Source organism: Lentzea sp. NPDC006480, from assembly GCF_040611995.1.
Lineage (GTDB): Bacteria > Actinomycetota > Actinomycetes > Mycobacteriales > Pseudonocardiaceae > Lentzea.
On sequence record NZ_JBEXPJ010000034.1, the window covers coordinates 1 to 16,084 of the forward strand.

The 16,084-nt window shown below is 68.1% G+C and carries 17 protein-coding genes; 9 read left to right on the forward strand and 8 right to left on the reverse strand.

Annotation, left to right across the window (positions count from 1 at the left end; all coding sequences use genetic code 11):
* The 5 genes from ABZX92_RS16070 to ABZX92_RS16090 all read left to right on the forward strand — a co-directional run.
* Nucleotides 1–213 (forward strand): hypothetical protein (locus tag ABZX92_RS16070; protein ID WP_355559178.1); only part of this gene is annotated, 213 nt, incomplete at its 5' end.
* 18 nt (nucleotides 214–231) lie between these two features.
* Nucleotides 232–654 (forward strand): succinate dehydrogenase, cytochrome b556 subunit, encoded by a 423-nt coding sequence (gene sdhC, locus ABZX92_RS16075; RefSeq protein ID WP_355559181.1) that lies wholly within the window; start codon nucleotides 232–234, stop codon nucleotides 652–654.
* Nucleotides 651–1,064 carry a succinate dehydrogenase hydrophobic membrane anchor subunit gene (locus ABZX92_RS16080; protein WP_156213255.1) on the forward strand — a complete coding sequence of 138 codons (414 nt, stop codon included), beginning with the start codon at nucleotides 651–653 and terminating at the stop codon, nucleotides 1,062–1,064. Before sdhC ends, ABZX92_RS16080 begins: the two co-directional genes overlap by 4 nt.
* 22 nt (nucleotides 1,065–1,086) lie before the next feature.
* Nucleotides 1,087–2,841, forward strand: a complete 1,755-nt coding sequence (gene sdhA, locus ABZX92_RS16085; RefSeq protein ID WP_355559184.1) for a succinate dehydrogenase flavoprotein subunit — start codon at nucleotides 1,087–1,089, stop codon at nucleotides 2,839–2,841.
* Nucleotides 2,841–3,623: a succinate dehydrogenase iron-sulfur subunit gene (locus ABZX92_RS16090; RefSeq protein ID WP_355559186.1), complete on the forward strand. Its 783-nt coding sequence runs from the start codon at nucleotides 2,841–2,843 to the stop codon at nucleotides 3,621–3,623. Before sdhA ends, ABZX92_RS16090 begins: the two co-directional genes overlap by 1 nt.
* A gap of 52 nt (nucleotides 3,624–3,675) precedes the next feature.
* Here ABZX92_RS16090 and ABZX92_RS16095 read toward each other — a convergent pair whose 3' ends face one another.
* Nucleotides 3,676–4,602, reverse strand: coding sequence for an Lrp/AsnC family transcriptional regulator (locus ABZX92_RS16095; RefSeq protein WP_355559188.1), 927 nt, complete (start codon nucleotides 4,600–4,602; stop codon nucleotides 3,676–3,678).
* Nucleotides 4,603–4,672: 70 nt separating this feature from the next.
* Here ABZX92_RS16095 and ABZX92_RS16100 point away from each other — a divergent pair, with 70 nt between their 5' ends.
* Nucleotides 4,673–5,839, forward strand: a complete 1,167-nt coding sequence (locus ABZX92_RS16100; protein WP_355559191.1) for an MFS transporter — start codon at nucleotides 4,673–4,675, stop codon at nucleotides 5,837–5,839.
* Nucleotides 5,840–5,848: 9 nt separating this feature from the next.
* On the opposite strand, the gene ABZX92_RS16105 is transcribed toward ABZX92_RS16100, so the two are convergent.
* Entirely contained in the window at nucleotides 5,849–7,117 is a 1,269-nt protein-coding gene (locus ABZX92_RS16105; protein ID WP_355559194.1) for a D-alanyl-D-alanine carboxypeptidase family protein, read from the reverse strand.
* A gap of 62 nt (nucleotides 7,118–7,179) precedes the next feature.
* On the opposite strand from ABZX92_RS16105, the gene ABZX92_RS16110 reads away from it, so the two are divergent.
* Together ABZX92_RS16110 and ABZX92_RS16115 are read left to right on the forward strand one after the other, a co-directional pair.
* Nucleotides 7,180–7,407, forward strand: coding sequence for a hypothetical protein (locus ABZX92_RS16110; RefSeq protein ID WP_355559197.1), 228 nt, complete (start codon nucleotides 7,180–7,182; stop codon nucleotides 7,405–7,407).
* Between the two features lie 9 nt (nucleotides 7,408–7,416).
* A complete protein-coding gene (locus tag ABZX92_RS16115) occupies nucleotides 7,417–7,767 on the forward strand; it encodes a hypothetical protein (RefSeq protein ID WP_355559198.1) in 351 nt (116 codons plus the stop codon).
* Nucleotides 7,768–7,862: 95 nt separating this feature from the next.
* On the opposite strand, the gene ABZX92_RS16120 is transcribed toward ABZX92_RS16115, so the two are convergent.
* The gene (locus tag ABZX92_RS16120; RefSeq protein WP_355559200.1) at nucleotides 7,863–8,327 is read right to left on the reverse strand and encodes a hypothetical protein; all 465 of its coding nucleotides are present in this window, start codon (nucleotides 8,325–8,327) and stop codon (nucleotides 7,863–7,865) included.
* Nucleotides 8,328–8,429: 102 nt separating this feature from the next.
* Here ABZX92_RS16120 and ABZX92_RS16125 point away from each other — a divergent pair, with 102 nt between their 5' ends.
* The gene (locus ABZX92_RS16125; protein ID WP_355559202.1) at nucleotides 8,430–9,344 is read left to right on the forward strand and encodes a hypothetical protein; all 915 of its coding nucleotides are present in this window, start codon (nucleotides 8,430–8,432) and stop codon (nucleotides 9,342–9,344) included.
* An 11-nt stretch (nucleotides 9,345–9,355) separates the two neighbouring features.
* Here the strand turns inward: ABZX92_RS16125 and yhjD are convergent, their stop codons facing one another.
* The 5 genes from yhjD to ABZX92_RS16150 form a co-directional block, all read right to left on the reverse strand.
* Complete coding sequence (yhjD, locus tag ABZX92_RS16130; protein WP_355559205.1) at nucleotides 9,356–10,342, reverse strand: inner membrane protein YhjD; 987 nt, start codon at nucleotides 10,340–10,342, stop codon at nucleotides 9,356–9,358.
* Nucleotides 10,343–10,366: 24 nt separating this feature from the next.
* On the reverse strand, nucleotides 10,367–11,392 hold the full coding sequence (trpS, locus tag ABZX92_RS16135; protein WP_355559208.1) for a tryptophan--tRNA ligase: 1,026 nt from the start codon (nucleotides 11,390–11,392) through the stop codon (nucleotides 10,367–10,369).
* A gap of 27 nt (nucleotides 11,393–11,419) precedes the next feature.
* Nucleotides 11,420–11,614, reverse strand: a complete 195-nt coding sequence (locus tag ABZX92_RS16140; RefSeq protein ID WP_355559211.1) for a hypothetical protein — start codon at nucleotides 11,612–11,614, stop codon at nucleotides 11,420–11,422.
* Nucleotides 11,615–11,737: 123 nt separating this feature from the next.
* A complete protein-coding gene (locus ABZX92_RS16145; protein ID WP_355559213.1) occupies nucleotides 11,738–14,260 on the reverse strand; it encodes a bifunctional FO biosynthesis protein CofGH in 2,523 nt (840 codons plus the stop codon).
* Nucleotides 14,261–14,322: 62 nt separating this feature from the next.
* Entirely contained in the window at nucleotides 14,323–15,984 is a 1,662-nt protein-coding gene (locus ABZX92_RS16150) for a TIGR03767 family metallophosphoesterase (RefSeq protein WP_355559216.1), read from the reverse strand.
* Nucleotides 15,985–16,084 lie beyond the last annotated feature (100 nt).

The window sequence follows — 16,084 nt, forward strand, 5'->3', positions numbered from 1 at the left end:
ACCATCGAGCCGCGCAAGGGCTTCGACCTGCTGGTGCGGGCGACCGAGCGGCTCAGTGGGACGCATTTCGGGATCGATCAAGACCGCTTGGGCGATCGACAGCGTGTCTCATCGATCACAGAGCGGGTGCGCCTGCTGGGTCACCTCCGACGTGCGGGACTAGCATTTCCGGGTCATGGTCGGAAAGAACTGTTTGCCGACCACCACCACTGACGTTGGAGGCCGCGGCGCATGACCAGCGCAGGCGCACCCGAGCGGTCGGGCACCACCCGAGGGGGTGGGACGCTCTACCGCGGTGATCTGGGCATGTGGTCCTGGGTCGCCCACCGGATCACCGGTGTCCTCACGTTCTTCTTCCTCTTCACCCACGTGCTCGACACCGCGCTCGTGCGCGTGTCGCCGAACGCGTACGACTCGGTGATCGAGACCTACAAGAACCCGGTCGTCAACCTCTTCGAGGTCGGCCTCGTCGGCGCGGTGCTCTACCACGCGCTCAACGGCATCCGGGTCATGCTGGTCGACTTCTGGGAGAAGGGCGCCAAGTACCAGCGGGTCATGCTCTGGACCGTGCTGGCCGTCTGGGTCGTCGTGATGATCCCCGGCTTCTACTTCATGATGGAGCGCACGATCTCCGACCTGGTTGGGGGTCACTGACCATGTCTCTCGCACTCGACAAGCCCCGCCAGCCGCGCCGCCCCGCGGCCCGCCGCAGCAACGGCGAGCTCTACAGCTGGCTGTTCATGCGCCTTTCCGGCCTGCTGCTCGTGGTCCTGGTCCTGGGCCACCTGTTCATCATGAACATCCTCGACGGCGGCGTGCACAAGATCAACTTTGGCTTCGTGGCCGGCCGCTGGGCGTCCCCGTTCTGGCAGTTCTGGGACCTCGCGATGCTCTGGCTCGCGCAGATCCACGGCGGCAACGGCGTGCGGACGGTCATCAACGACTACGCCCGCAAGGACTCCACCCGGTTCTGGTTGAAGATGCTGCTCTACGTCTCGATGGTGCTGATCGTCTCGCTCGGCACGTTCGTGATCTTCACCTTCGACCCGAACATCTCGAACTGACCCGCGCGGGGAGCCCACCACAATGCAGTTCCACAAGTACGACGTAATCATCATCGGTGCTGGTGGTGCCGGAATGCGCGCGGCGATCGAGTCCGGCCAGCGCGCCCGCACCGCGGTGCTCACCAAGCTCTACCCCACGCGTTCGCACACCGGCGCGGCACAGGGCGGCATGTGCGCCGCCCTCGCCAACGTCGAGGAGGACAACTGGGAGTGGCACACCTTCGACACGATCAAGGGCGGCGACTACCTGGTCGACCAGGACGCCGCCGAGATCATGGCGAAGGAGGCCATCGACGCCGTTCTCGACCTGGAGAAGATGGGCCTGCCGTTCAACCGGACGCCCGAGGGCAAGATCGACCAGCGCCGGTTCGGCGGCCACACGCGAAACCACGGTGAAGCCGCCGTGCGCCGCGCCTGTTACGCCGCGGACCGCACCGGTCACATGATCCTGCAGACGCTGTACCAGAACTGCGTCAAGCACGGCATCGAGTTCTTCAACGAGTTCTACGTCCTCGACATCTGCCTGACCGAGACGGAGAACGGCCCGGTCTGCACCGGCGCCGTCGCCTACGAGCTCGCGACCGGCGAGATCCACGTCTTCCAGGCCAAGTCCGTCGTGTTCGCGACCGGTGGTTTCGGCAAGGTCTTCAAGACCACGTCGAACGCCCACACGCTGACCGGCGACGGCATGGGCATCGTCTTCCGCAAGGGCCTGCCCCTGGAGGACATGGAGTTCTACCAGTTCCACCCGACCGGCCTCGCCGGTCTCGGCATCCTGCTGACCGAGGGTGCCCGCGGCGAGGGCGCGATCCTGCGCAACGCCTCGGGTGAGCGGTTCATGGAGCGCTACGCCCCGACCATCAAGGACCTGGCGCCACGCGACATCGTGGCCCGTTCGATGGCCCTGGAGGTGCTGGAAGGCCGTGGCGCCGGCCCGAACAAGGACTACGTGCTGCTCGACTGCACGCACCTCGGCGCCGAGGTCCTCGAGACCAAGCTGCCGGACATCACCGAGTTCGCCCGCACGTACCTCGCGGTCGACCCGGTCGTCGAGCCCGTCCCGGTGTACCCGACCGCGCACTACGCGATGGGCGGCATCCCGACGAACATCCACGGCGAAGTGCTGCGGGACAACGACAACGTCGTTCCGGGCCTGTACGCCGCGGGTGAGTGCGCCTGCGTGTCCGTGCACGGCGCGAACCGCCTGGGCACCAACTCGCTGCTGGACATCAACGTGTTCGGCCGCCGCGCCGGCATCGCGGCCGCGGAGTACGCGCTGTCGCGTGACTCGCACGTCGAGCTGCCGGAGAACCCGGCCGCCGCCGTCGAGGCCCAGGTCGCGCTGGTGCTCTCGGAGCACGGCCAGGAGCGCGTCGCGGACATCCGCACCGAGCTGCAGGCCACGATGGACGCCAACGCGTCCGTCTACCGCACCGAGGACACGCTGAAGCAGGCGCTGCACGACGTCCAGGCCCTGAAGGAGCGCTACGCGCACATCCAGGTGCAGGACAAGGGCAAGCGCTTCAACACGGACCTGCTGGAGGCCGTCGAGCTCGGCTTCCTGCTGGAGCTGGCCGAGGTCCTCGTGCACGGTGCGCTCGCGCGCAAGGAATCCCGCGGCGGTCACGCCCGCGAGGACTACCCGAACCGCGACGACACGAACTTCATGCGCCACAGCATGTTCTACAAGCAGGGCGACGGTCTGACCGCGGACATCCGCATGGACTACAAGCCCGTCACCTTTACCCGGTACAAGCCGATGGAGCGCAAGTACTGATGACCGCCACCGCTGAAACCTCTGCTGGCTCGCGCGGCTCCCAGCCGCCGGTTCCGGACGGCGCCGTCACAGTCACCGTCAAGATCCGCCGGTTCAACCCGGAGTTCGACGACGAGCCGCGCTGGGACTCGTTCGACATTCCCGCGCTGCCGTCGGACCGCGTGCTGAACCTGCTCCACTACGTCAAGTGGTACGTGGACGGCACGCTGACCTTCCGCCGTTCCTGCGCCCACGGCATCTGCGGCTCCGACGCGATGCGCATCAACGGCGTCAACCGCCTGGCGTGCAAGGTCCTGCTGAAGGACCTGCTGCAGAAGGGCGACAAGCACACCACGATCACCATCGAGCCCATCAAGGGCCTGCCGGTGAACAAGGACCTGCTCGTCGACATGGAGCCCTTCTTCGAGGCGTTCCGCGCGGTCAAGCCGTACCTCGTGACGTACGGCAACGAGCCGACGCGCGAGCGGATCCAGTCGGCCGCCGACCGCGAGCGGTTCGACGACACCACGAAGTGCATCCTGTGCGCCTGCTGCACCACGTCGTGCCCGGTGTACTGGTCCGAGGGCTCGTACTTCGGCCCCGCCGCGATCGTGAACGCGCACCGGTTCATCTTCGACTCGCGCGACGAGGGCGCTGAGGAGCGGCTCGACATCCTCAACGACATCGACGGCGTGTGGCGGTGCCGGACCACGTTCAACTGCACCGACGCGTGCCCGCGTGGCATCCAGGTCACGAAGGCGATCCAGGAAGTGAAGCGCGCGCTGCTGTTCAAGCGCGTCTGATCGTTTGCGTCGAGGCGCCGCGTTCCCGTTGGGAGCGCGGCGCTTTCGCGTTCTAGGCCGCCCGTTTCACGGTGTGGATCACGGGTGCGGTCTCCATCCGCTCGATGCCGTCGATCGTGGCGACTCGCTCAGTCAGGTACTCGTAGAGCGCGTCGATGTCGCGGCAGACGACCTTGGCGAGCACGTTCGCCGGGCCGGTCGTGATCGCCGCCAGCGCCACTTCCGGTTGCTGGGCAAGGGCTTCCGCAACTTTGACGAGTCGTTTTGGCTGCACTGACATCCACAGGACCGCCATGGCCGTGAAGCCGAGTGCGTGCGAGTCCACGTCGACGTCGAAGTAGAGGACTCCGGCCGCGCGCAGACCGTTGACGCGGCGGCGCACCGTCGGCTCGGACCACCCGGTGGCCTTGGCCAGGTCGGCGAACGTGGCGCGGCCGTCCTGGTGCAGCGCGGTGGTGAGCCGTTCGTCCACTTCGGGCTCGGGGTGCTCGAAGGCCGGGGTGAGCTCGGCTGTTTGTGCCGCGGTGAGCACGTCCGCGCGGCCCGCCCAGCCGACCGGGCCACCGACGAACGAGCGCAGCAGGCAGTGCGCGGACACCGACACGACCTTCGGGGTCTTCGGAAGCTGTTGCAGCAGCAGGGCTTCCGGTGCGTTGGCCGCCCGGATGACGCAGGAGATCTCGGTGCCGCCCGAGGTGAGCTGCACCCACGACGTGTCCGGCCGCTTCGCCAGTGCTCGGGCCACCTGCAACGCAGCGTCCGGGGTGCAGCCCAGTCGCAGGAACCACTCGACCTGGCCGGCCTTGCGGGCGTCGATCATGCCGACGACTCGCAGCGCGCCGGTCTCCTTGAGCTTGCGGTAGCGCCTGGCGACGGTCTGCGGTGACGTGCCGAGAACTGCCGCGACGTGGTTGAACTGGACGCGGCCGTCGATGTGCAGGGCGTGGAGGACGGCTCGATCGAGATCGTCGAGGCTCATGCTTGGCATTATCAGTCAGCCTGGCTCGCTTTTGCGGATGTTCTGGTCATGAACACCTAGCTTCGCGGACATGACACAGACCTACCGCTGGCGCTGGCTCGCGTTGTCCGCGCTGCTGCTAGCCGAGGCGATGAACCTGTTCGACAGCACCGTGATGCCGATCGCGGCACCCGCGGTCCGTGCCTCGCTCTCAATGAGCGACACCGCGTTGCAGTGGCTCACCAACGGCTACACGCTGCCGTTCGGGCTGTTGCTGATCGCGGGTGCCCGGCTCGGGGATGTGTTGGGGCGGCGGCGGGTGTTCGTGATCGGCATGGTCGTCTTCGTGCTGTGCTCAGTATTGTGCGCGTGGGCGCCGCACGTGGCGGTGCTGCTTACTGCGCGTGCGGTGCAAGGAGCTTCCGCCGCGTTGATCATCCCGCAGACGTTCGGGCTGATCCGCGCGATGTTCGCCGGGGACGAGATGGCCAAGGCGCTCGGCACGATCGGGCCGGTGATGGCGCTGTCCGCGTTGTGCGGTCCGGTTGTGGGCGGACTGCTGACCGAGGCGTTCGGCTGGCAGTCGGTGTTCCTGGTCAACGTGCCGCTCGGCCTGGCCGTGCTGGCGGTCGCCCCGTTGATCCGCGAGGACAGAGCTGCGGGCCGACCACAGTTGGGCGGGCTGTTGCGCGGCAAGGTGTTTCCCGCGTCGCTCGCCGGTTCGCTGCTGTTCTTCGCGGTGATGAACGGGCTGGTGTTCGTACTGGTGCTGTTCCTGCAGCTGCGGGAGGGCAGGACGCCGGCAGGTGCCGCGCTCACGCTGTTGCCGTGGTCGGCGGGGCTCGCGATCGGATCGTGGGTCACCGGGTCCGTGCTCGTGCCTCGGTTCGGGCCTCGCGTGATGCGGGCGGGCCTCGTGCTCGTGCTGGTCGGGCTGGCGGGAATCGCCGTGTCGTTCACGGCGGCGCCGTTGCTCGTGACCGGAATCGGTCTCGGCATGTTCACCGTGCCGTTCTTCGGCAACGCGTTGACGGTGGCGGCGCCGGACGAGACCGGGTGGGCGTCCGGGCTGCTGAACGCGGTGCAGCAGCTCGGCGCGACCGTCGGCGTTGCGTTGCTGAGCGCGGTGTTCTTCCGGTTCGGCACGTCGGCCGCGGTGGTGACCTCGATGGCGTTGATCATCGCTGTGCTGGCGTTGACGGTCGTGATGGTCCCGGAACGCGAACGAGCCTCCAGCGCGAACGCTGGAGGCTCGTAGTCACGTGGGTCAGACGCCCTGTGGCGCCTGCGCGGCCTGGCGGCGTGCCCTGGCCGCCTTGGCCCGCTTGTTGCGGATGTAGAGGAACACCGCGGCGAGCAGGCCGATGCCCGCGATGGCCGTGATCGGGAGGCCGACGGTGCCGAACGCGGTGGGCGTCGGGCGGCCCGCGTCGCCGGGGTCGGCGGCGGCCACGTCCGAGTTGGTGTCGTTGCCCTGGGTCGGGACGACGTTCGCCTTGGGCTGCGGTGCGCCGTCGACGAGCTTGCCGACGCCGCCGGGGCCCATGCCGAAGCCGTAGTCGAGCAGCTTGGCGGCCTGGTTCGTGATGTGCGTGGGCTGTTGCTGGCCGCGCAGCAGCACGACGACGAGACGGCGGCCGTTGCGTTCGGCGGCGCCCACGTAGGTGTGCTGCGCGTCGTCGGTGAAGCCCGTCTTGCCGCCGATGGCGCCTTCGTAGTTCGCCATCAGGCGGTTGTCGTTGGTCAGCATGATCGTGCCGCCGTTGCGGCCCGGGAACTGCGCCTGCGGGAGCTTGACGGCCTGGGCGAACTCGTCGTACTTCATGGCGCCGCGGAAGATCAGAGCGACGTCGTAGGCCGACGTGCTGGTGCCGGGGGCGTCGAGGCCGGACGGGGTCTGGGCGCGGGTGTCGAGGGCGCCGAGCTCCTTCGCCATGGCGTTCATCTTGCGCAGGGCGTTCGGGACGCCGCCGAGCTGGCGGGCCAGCGTGTGCGCCACGTCGTTGCCCGACGTCAGCAGCAGGCCCTGCAGCAGCTGGCGAACCGTGTACTGGCCGCCGTCCTTGAGGCCGACGCAGGTGCACTCCTGCTGCGTGTCCTCGGCGGACGCGGTGACGACGACGTCGCCGCGCAGCTCCTTGGCGACGACCATCGCGAGCAGCACCTTGATGACGCTCGCGGGGCGCTGACGGCCGTGCGGGTCGTACGCGGCGATGACGGCGCCGCTGTCCATGTCCGCGAGCATCCACGACGCGGCCGTGATGCCGCTCGGGGGCTGGGCCTGGTTCGGCGGCAGGATCAGGCCGCACTCGCCCAGCCGGTCGCCACCGATCGGCTTCTCCGGCACGTCGAGCGCGGGCGGGGCCTTCACGCCGGGCGCAGGCTGCTCGGACGTGTCCACCGGGGGCGGCGGGGTCTCGCGGTTGGCGCACTGAGCCGAGCCGGCGGCCTGCTGTGCGGTGCCGGTCGGTGCGGCGAACGCGGCTGTGGCCGTTGCTAGGACCAGGGCGACGATGAGCCGTTTGGTGAAGGGCACGCCCCCCAGGCTATCCACCCCCGTTTAGCGGCTTGCACGCACCACGTCCGATACTGGTGAACGTGAAGCTCTCGCGCCCGATGTCACTCTTCCTGGTGGCATTCGGGATCTGGTCGTGGGTGATCTGGCCCACGTTCCTGAAGAACATCTGGAAAGACCCGCGTTCGTTCAGCGACGGACCTACCGCTTTCTTCACGGTGCACCTGGTGCTCGTGATCGCCTCGCTCGTGTTCGGCACCGTCATCGGAGTGCTGGGCGTGCGCGGGTTCCTGGCCACTCGACGTCGATAGGAAAACGCTGTGGAGTTCGTACGCCTGCTGCTGGTGTTCCTGCACCTGCTGGGCATGGGCATGCTCGTCGCGATGATCATGTTGCAGGCCAGGGCCGGCAAGGACGCGCCGGTCAACAAGGGCTGGCTGCACGGCGCGGCTCTGCAGCTGCTGACGGGTGTCGCGCTGGTCGGCATCGACCCGCTGGTCGACTCGGTCTCCTACAACCACATCAAGATCGGCGTGAAGCTGCTGGTCGTCGTGGCCATCGCCGCCGTCGTGGCGATCAACGTCAGCAAACCCAAGGCGCCGTCCTGGCTGCTGCCGACCGCCGCGTCGCTCGTTGTGCTCAACGTGGGCATCGCGGTCTTCTGGACCTGATCGAGGGATATCGGGTGCACGCGTGGGTGACGTCCGCCCACTGCGCGTGCGGTGCTCCGTTCGTGGGCGAACCATCGGTACATGTCCCGTATCGCCTACATCGGTGTGCTCGTAGCAGCCGCGGTGCTGACGGTCGTCGCTCTGCAAGGTGCGGGTCCGGAGGCCGAGGCCTCCGGTGACCACCGCGTCTGTGTGAAGGCGTGGTGCCCGAAAGACCGTCCAGGTCGCGGCGCGCCGGTTCCGAGAGGTGACGACACCTCGACGACCACGACCACGTCCACCACCACGACGACTCCGTGCACCACGACCAGCACCACCACGAGCACGACCGGCACGACCACGTCCACGACGACGTCTTCCTCGACGACGACCTCGTCCACCACGACGACCACGCCGCCGACCTCGACGTCGACGACCACCACAACTCCGGTGACGACGACTCCGCCGGTCACCACGACGACCAAGCCGCCGGTCACGACCCCACCGGTCACGACGCCGCCCCGCCACGAGGACAACCGCCTCGCGAACACGGGCTCCAGCATCGGCTGGCTGCTGCTCATGGGCGTCCTGCTCGGCGTAGCGGGCGTACTCCTGCTCCTGCTCGACCGCAGGAGGCCGGCGGCCCGCCGCTGACTGTCGGTGGTGTTCGTCACACTGGCTTCGTGCTCATCGAACACCTGCGCGAACGCAGCGAACTAGGCGTCATCACCGCCTCCACGTTGAAAACGCTGGGGGTCGCGAACCCCTGGCGCCGCTGCGAGCCGGGCGGGCCGTGGCAGCGCATGCACCCAGGCGTGGTGCTGCTGCACAACGGCCCGCCCACGCGCGACCAACAGGTCACCGCCGCTCTGCTGCGCGCAGGCCCAGGCGCCGTCCTGACCGGCGCCGAAGCCTGCCGCAGGCACGGCCTGCCCGCCTCCGGCACCGAGATCCACGTCCTGGTGCCAGGCCGCACCGCGGGCTCCGGCGCACTGATCACCGAACGAGCCTCGCCGATGCCTTCTTCTTCGGAGGTGGGCGGCTTCCCAGCCGTGTCCGCGTCCCGAGCCGTGGTCGACGCGTGCCGCCGGTTGCGTTCCACCGACGCCGTCACGGCTTTGGTGGCCGCGGCGATCCAGCGGGGCCGCTGCACGCCGGAGAGCCTCGCCGCGGAGGCCCGCACCAACCGCTACGGCACGAAGCTGGTCCGCACGGTCCTGAAGGAACTGGGCCGCGCCGAGTCGGTGGCCGAGCGGGATGCGCGCCGCCTCTCCCGGCGGATCCGGCTGACCACGCCGCACTGGAACGTCACGATCGCCGATGCCGACGGCCTGATCATCGCCAGGCCGGACGCTTGGTTCGACGACGTGGGCCTCGCCTGGGAGATCGACTCGAAGGCGTTCCACTACGGGGTGCGCGACTACGAAAGAACCCTCGCGCGGAACAGCAGGTACGCCGCTGCGGGAGTTCTTGTCGTTCAGACGCTGCCGACCCGGTTGCGGGACAAGCCGGACGCGGTGGCGCGGGAGCTGAAGAGGGCGCACGCGGCAGCCGCTGCCCGGCCGAGACCGCCGGTGAAAATCGTGGAACCGACCTGATGAGCGGACATCTAGCGCTTCTTCCACCGAAGGCCGAGCAGCGCCCCGACCAGGGCCCCGGCCCCCAGCATCAACGACGGCGAAGGTCCACTCCGCACCGACACCACCGGAGAGATCACCGCAGGTGGCGGCGCCGGAACCACTTCAGGCTCCCGGTTCTCCCGAGCAGTAGCGGTCCACGCCGTGATGAACAGCAAGAACTGCGCCACCAGGTTCGCGAACACCAGAACACCGATCACCGACCCGAAAGCCGCGGAAGTGGGCGAGCGGGTCACGAACGACAGGAAGATCGTCGCGGCCTGCTTCAACACCTCGAACCCGATGGCCGCGGCGAAAGCCCCGCGCAACGCACTGCGCCAGCCCACCGGTTTGCGCGGCAACCGGGCGAGCACCCAGAGGAACACCATCCAGTTCGCCAGCAGCGACAGGATGATCGCGACGATCTTCACGAGGACGAGCGCCCAGCCGGCCTTCTCGAGGCCCAGCCAGTCCAGGACGTTCTCGGCGAACCCGGTGCCGACGACGGTGATGCCGATCGACAGCACGATCGCGAGCCCCAGACCGATCAGCGCGAGCAGATCCCGCCACAACGTCCCGAGGAACGGCAGGTTCTCCTTGTTGTGCCCCCACTGCGCCGTCAGGGCGTCGCGGAGGTTGCCCATCCACCCCAGGCCGGAGTAGGCGGCACCGAGCAGGCCGATGATGCCGACCGTGCCCTTGGAGTCCAGCGCGGTGTCCACGGCCTGGTTGATCTGCTCGACCAGGTTCTTGTCCGGGATGGCCTCGGCGATCGCGGAACGCAGCTGGTCCAGCAGGTCCGGCTGCGACTGCAGCACGAAGCCGGCCACCGCGAAGCCGATCATCAGGATCGGCACCAGCGACAGCACGCTGAAGTACGTCACGGCAGCCGCGTAGTGGGTGCCGTAGCGCTCCGTGAAGCGCTCGTAGGCCAGCATGATGTGGTCCAGCCACGCGTACTTCCGCCGCCACTTGTCCACGACAGGAACGCTAGTGCAAGTGCACTACTCGGGCAGAACGAACCCGATCTTGTCGTACGTACGGCGCAACGTGCCGGCCGCGACCTCGCGGGCCCGCTCGGCACCACGGGCCAGGATCTTGTCCAGCGAGGCCACGTCGTCGAGGTACATGCGGACGCGTTCCTGCACCGGCGTGACCCACTCGGTGAAGACCTCGCCGAGGTCCTTCTTCAGGTCGCCGTAGCCCTTGCCGTCGTAGTCCGCCACCAGCGACTCGACGGAACGGCCGGTCAGGGCGGAGTAGATCGTCAGCAGGTTCGAGACGCCCGGCTTGTTCTCGACGTCGAAGATGATCTCGCGGCCGGTGTCGGTGACGGCCGAGCGGATCTTCTTGGCCGAGCGCTTCGGGTCCTCCAGCAGCTCGACGACGCCGCCGGGGACCGACTTGCTCATCTTCGCCGTCGGGTCCTGCAGGTCGAAGATCTTGGCCGTGTCCTTGACGATGTACGCCTCCGGCAGCCGGAAGGTCTTGCCGTAGCGCGAGTTGAAGCGGGTCGCCAGGTCGCGGGTCAGCTCCAGGTGCTGGCGCTGGTCCTCGCCGACCGGGACGTAGTGCGCCTGGTACAGCAGGATGTCCGCGGCCTGCAGGATCGGGTAGGTGAACAGGCCCACGCCGACCGCGGCCTCTGAGCGCGAGGACTTGTCCTTGAACTGCGTCATCCGCGACGCCTCGCCGAAGCCGGTGAGGCACTGCATCACCCAGCCGAGCTGGGCGTGCTCCGGGACGTGCGACTGCACGAACAGGGTCGCCCGATCCGGGTCGATGCCCAGCGCGAGGAGCTGAGCGGCCGAGACGCGCGTGTTCTGGCGCAGTTCCTTCGGGTTCTGCTCCACGGTGATCGCGTGCAGGTCGACGACGCAGTAGAACGCGTCGTGGGCCTCCTGCAGCGCCACCCACTGCCGCACCGCACCCAGGTAGTTGCCGAGGTGGAACGACCCGGCCGTCGGCTGGATGCCGGACAGGACACGAGGGCGCTTTACGGGCTCTGCGGGCGCGTTCTCCGTGGACACGAACGAAATCTTCTCAGACCAGGCGAATCAGTTCTGCGCGGTGTCCTGCGGAACCAGGTCGATGCGCTGGTTCGCCGCGACGACCGGAGCCGGCTTGCGCCGCTTCACCAGGCCGTACACCAGGCCGCCGACGCCCGCCGTGACCGCGATCAGGCCCACGGGACCAGCTGCACTCGTGCCGGTCATGCTGCTCTCGACCGCAGCGCTCAGTACCAGACTCATGCCGTGCACTTGCCGAGCCTCCCCAAGGCACAGACCCACCCCGGAACGGGTGAACCTTGCTGACTGATTGGCGGCCAAGCTACCGAACACCGGTAGCGTCCATGCGCCAAGTCAGACTATCGGTCACCGGAGATCGGTTCGCACTCGGCCATATGTCGTAGTCCGCTGACAGGCGTTACGCCCTGCTAGTGAAGCCAGGGTCTCAAGCTCACTCACAGTGCGCGCCGACCCGTGTTCGGACCCGGCCATGCGGCTGATGGTCTCCTCCATCAACGTGCCGCCGATGTCGTTCGCGCCGCCGTTGAGGATCTCCGCGGTGCCCTCGTCGCCGAGCTTGACCCACGAGCACTGGATGTTGTCGACGCGCCCGTGCAACGCCAGCCGCGCGAACGCGTGCACGGCGCGGTTGTCGCGGCGGGTGGGGCCCGGGCGAGCGACTCCGGCCAGGTAGATCGGGGCATTGCGGTGCACGAACGGCAGCGCGACGAACTCCGTCAAGCCACCGGTCCGGTCCTGCAGGTTCGCCAGCACACGAAGGTGCGTGAGCCAGTGGCCGGGGTGGTCCACGTGGCCGTACATCATCGTGCTGGACGAACGAATGCCCAGCTCATGGGCCGTGCCGACGACCTCCAGCCAGGTCGCTGTCGGCAGCTTGCCCTTGGTCAGCACCCAGCGGACGTCGTCGTCGAGGATCTCGGCCGCGGTACCGGGAATCGTGTCGAGCCCGGCCTCTTTCAGCTCGCTCAGCCACTCGCGGACGCTCACGCCGGCCTTCGCGGCGGCCGACACGATCTCCATCGGGCTGAACGCGTGCACGTGCATCTCGGGGATGCGCTTCTTGATCGCGCGCACTACGTCGGCGTAGTAGGTCACCGGCAGCTTGGGGTCGATGCCACCCTGCATGCAGACCTCGGTGGCACCGTCGTCCCACGCCTCCTGCGCGCGGTCGGCGACCTCCTCGGTCGAGAGCCGGAACGCGTCCGCGTCCCGTTCACGTTGCGCGAAGGCGCAGAAGCGGCAGCCGACGTAGCAGACGTTCGAGAAGTTGATGTTGCGGTTGACCACGTACGTGACGTCGTCGCCCACCACCTCTCGACGCAGGTCGTCGGCCAGTTTCACCATCTCTTCCAACGCCTGGCCGTCGGCGGTGAGCAGGGCCATCGCGGCGTCGGTGTCGTCGAGCAGCGCGGCCGGGTCGTTCGCGGCGATCTTCAGTCCACGTTGGACGTCTTCGGAAAGTCGTTGGGGCGCAACGGGAACCTTCAGCTCGTCCCAGTCACCGTAGACCTCGTCGAAGTCGCCGCGGCGGTCGCTCGTGCGGCCCTCGGTGTCGATCGAGGTGTTCAGATCAGCGCGACCGTAGGTGTCGAGCCCGCCGTCCGGCTCCTGCCACTCGCGGCCGGCCACCTCGGCGTCCGGGTTCGCGAGCCCGCTTTCCAGCGCCAGCGCGGAAACGTGCGCGGTGAGCCGGGTGTCGATCCACTGCCCCGCCGCCGCGCGGACGTAGCGCGGGTAGACGTTCAGCCTTTCCTGCAACGAGAAACCGGCTTCGCGGGTGATGTCGACGAGCTTGTCGACCTGCGGCCACGGCTTCTCGGGGTTCACGTGGTCGGGCGTGATCGGTGAAACGCCGCCCCAGTCGTCGACGCCCGCACGCAGCATGAGGCCGAACTCCCCACCGACCAGGTTCGGCGGCGCCTGCACGCTCACGGTCGACGGCATCACCAGGCGCGCAACGGCAATCGTCGCGGCGAGCTCGGTCAGGTCGGCGTCGGGCATGCCGCGCATCGCCGTGTCCGGCTTGGCGCGGAAGTTCTGGATGATCACTTCCTGGATGTGCCCGTACTGCTTGGCGATCTGGCGCATCGCGAGCAACGACTCGGCGCGCTCGGTCAGGTTCTCACCGATGCCGATCAGGATCCCGGTGGTGAACGGCACGTTCACGCGTCCGGCGTCGGTCAGCACCCGCAGGCGGACGGCGGGGTCCTTGTCCGGGCTGCCGTAGTGCGGCCCGCCCTTCTCACTCCACAGCCGCTCAGCGGTGGTTTCGAGCATCATGCCCATGCTGGACGCCACGGGACGCAGCCGCTGCAGCTCCTCCCAGCTCAGCACGCCGGGGTTGAGGTGCGGCAGCAGGCCGGTCTCCTCCAGCACCGCGATGGCACTGGCCCGCACGTAGTCCAAAGTGGACTCGAAACCGCGCGCCTCCAGCCACTCCTTCGCCTGGGGCCAGCGGTCCTCCGGCCGGTCGCCGAGCGTGAACAGAGCTTCCTTGCACCCCTGCTCGGCGCCGGCACGGGCGATCGCCAGCACCTCGTCCCGTTCGAGGAACGCGGCGGGCAGCTTGTGCGGCACGGTCGCGAACGTGCAGTAGTGACACCTGTCGCGGCACAGCCTGGTCAGCGGGATGAACACCGACCGGCTGTACGTGACGACCCCGGGACGCCCCTCGGCGAGCAGATGCGCGTCACGCACCTTGCCGGCTGCCGCTAACAGCGCATCGAGGTCCTCCCCGCGCGCATGCAGCAGCACGGCCGCCTCGGTCGCGTCGAGCACAGCACCGTCAGCCGCCCGCCGCAGCGCACGCCTCATGGCCGCCGCGCTCGGACGGGGCTGCGGTGGGGTTAGCGAGATGTCCACTGCCACGTCAACGACCTTAGGCCGCCGAAATTCCTGATCACCGCGATCAGGGTGTGGCAAGGATCTCCTCAGCGCACGCTGACCAGCAGTTCCGTGTTCCGGTCCAGCGGTGTGCCCAGCGGGTTCGTCCGCGCGTGGATGTCGTTGTAGGTGAACTCCCGGCACAGGCTCGCCAGCCCCGTGTCGGACCTGTCGTCGTAGTCCACCTGATACGGCGCGTCGGCTTCCAACAGCGTCGTGAACAGCGACAACGTGCCGTCCCCGTTGTCCGCGACCTCGATGACGCGGGCGTGCTGCGGGTAGTCGACGTGCGCGGCGGTGTTGATCTCCCAGAAGCTGCGGGACGCCGTGTCGTGCCGGTGCGGCGTGATCTCGTTGCGGTGCGTGTGGCCGTTGACCCACGCCAGCACGTTCGGGAACCGGTGCAGCAGATTGACGAGCGCGTCGCCGTTCATGCGCGGGTCGAGCGGCCTGCGGCGGTCCGGCAGCACGTTGCCCATCGTCCTGGACGTGTGGTGGCTGAACAGGACGAACAGCTCGTCGGTGACGTTTTGCCTGGTCGCCCGGCCGAGCCAGTCGTAGTAGAGCGAGCTGTTGCGCTTGAGGATCTTCTCGATCCAGTTGAGCTGGTGCAGGCCGATCGAGCCCTCGGAGAAGCCGGCGAGGTTCGTGGTGTCCATGCTGATGCCGGTCACGCCGGGTGCCATCCGGAACGTGTAGAAGACGTCGGTGCCGTCCGCGTTGGCGTCCGTGTAGCCGTGGCCACCCGTCGGCAAGTGCTTGCGCACGAACTCGCTGGTGTCGAACAGCCTGCGCCGCGCGTCCGGCGTGACGGTGCGGACGACGCCGCTCCCGCTCGCGAGGATGGCGAGTGCCTCGGGGATCGCCTTCGGGTCGTTGAAGGCCTGCGCGACCTTGGCGTTCTGCACCGGGTCGCCGAAGCCGACGATCTTCTTGCGGCCGGTGTACCAGCTGTCGAGCAGCCCGTCCGGCAGCGCGCCGACCACGCTGTCGTCGTGGTTGCCGATCGTGCAGAACCACGGAATGGTCAGGCCGGGGCTGGTGAACTCGCGCACCGCCGCGTCGAGCAACCCGTTGAGCTGCGGGAAGCCTGCCTTCTTGTAGTCGTCCTGGCCGGTGAGATCCGGCTGCCAGAACGTGCTGATGCCCGCGTTCTGCACGCCCTCGTACCGCGCGTCGCCGGTGTTGGGCGCGATGCGGCCGCCGTTGAGGATCGTGAGGAACCAGTCGAGCTCGATGTTCTCGTGGTTGTCGGTGTTGTCGCCGGTCGTCATGAGGAAGTCGAAAGGCCGGTTGGTGAGCGGGCCCCTCTTGACGGCGTTGACGCGTTTGACGAGCGAGGTCGAGCCTTGCGCGGTGAGCGCTTCCTGCGGCCGGTGTGCGCTCGACCCCATGATCGGGTGCAGGTACTCGAACCGGAGCGGGCTCTGGGCGTCGCAGATGTGCATGTCGCTGAACTGCACGAAGCTGGTCAGCGCGTTTCGCCGGGCTTCGCGGCCCGACTTGGCCTGGATCAGGTCGTTGCGCACGACCGTGGGCCACCCCGGACCTGCTGCGAGCCTGCGGTAGCCACTGGTGCCGATCGGCGCGGCAGTGGTGTCGAGCGTGGTGCCGGCCGTGAACGCAAACGCTTGGCTGTCGAGCAGTGGCACGCCTGCCACGCCCACGCCCATGGCTGTCAGGAAGGTGCGCCGGTTGAACCCCGTCATGAGCCGCCCCCGAATCTCATCGATGGTGAATCATGTTCAGATTCGGGGAGCTGGCAGGTGAAATCGAGCCGTCAGGTGGGGGACAAGAGCGATAAAGGCT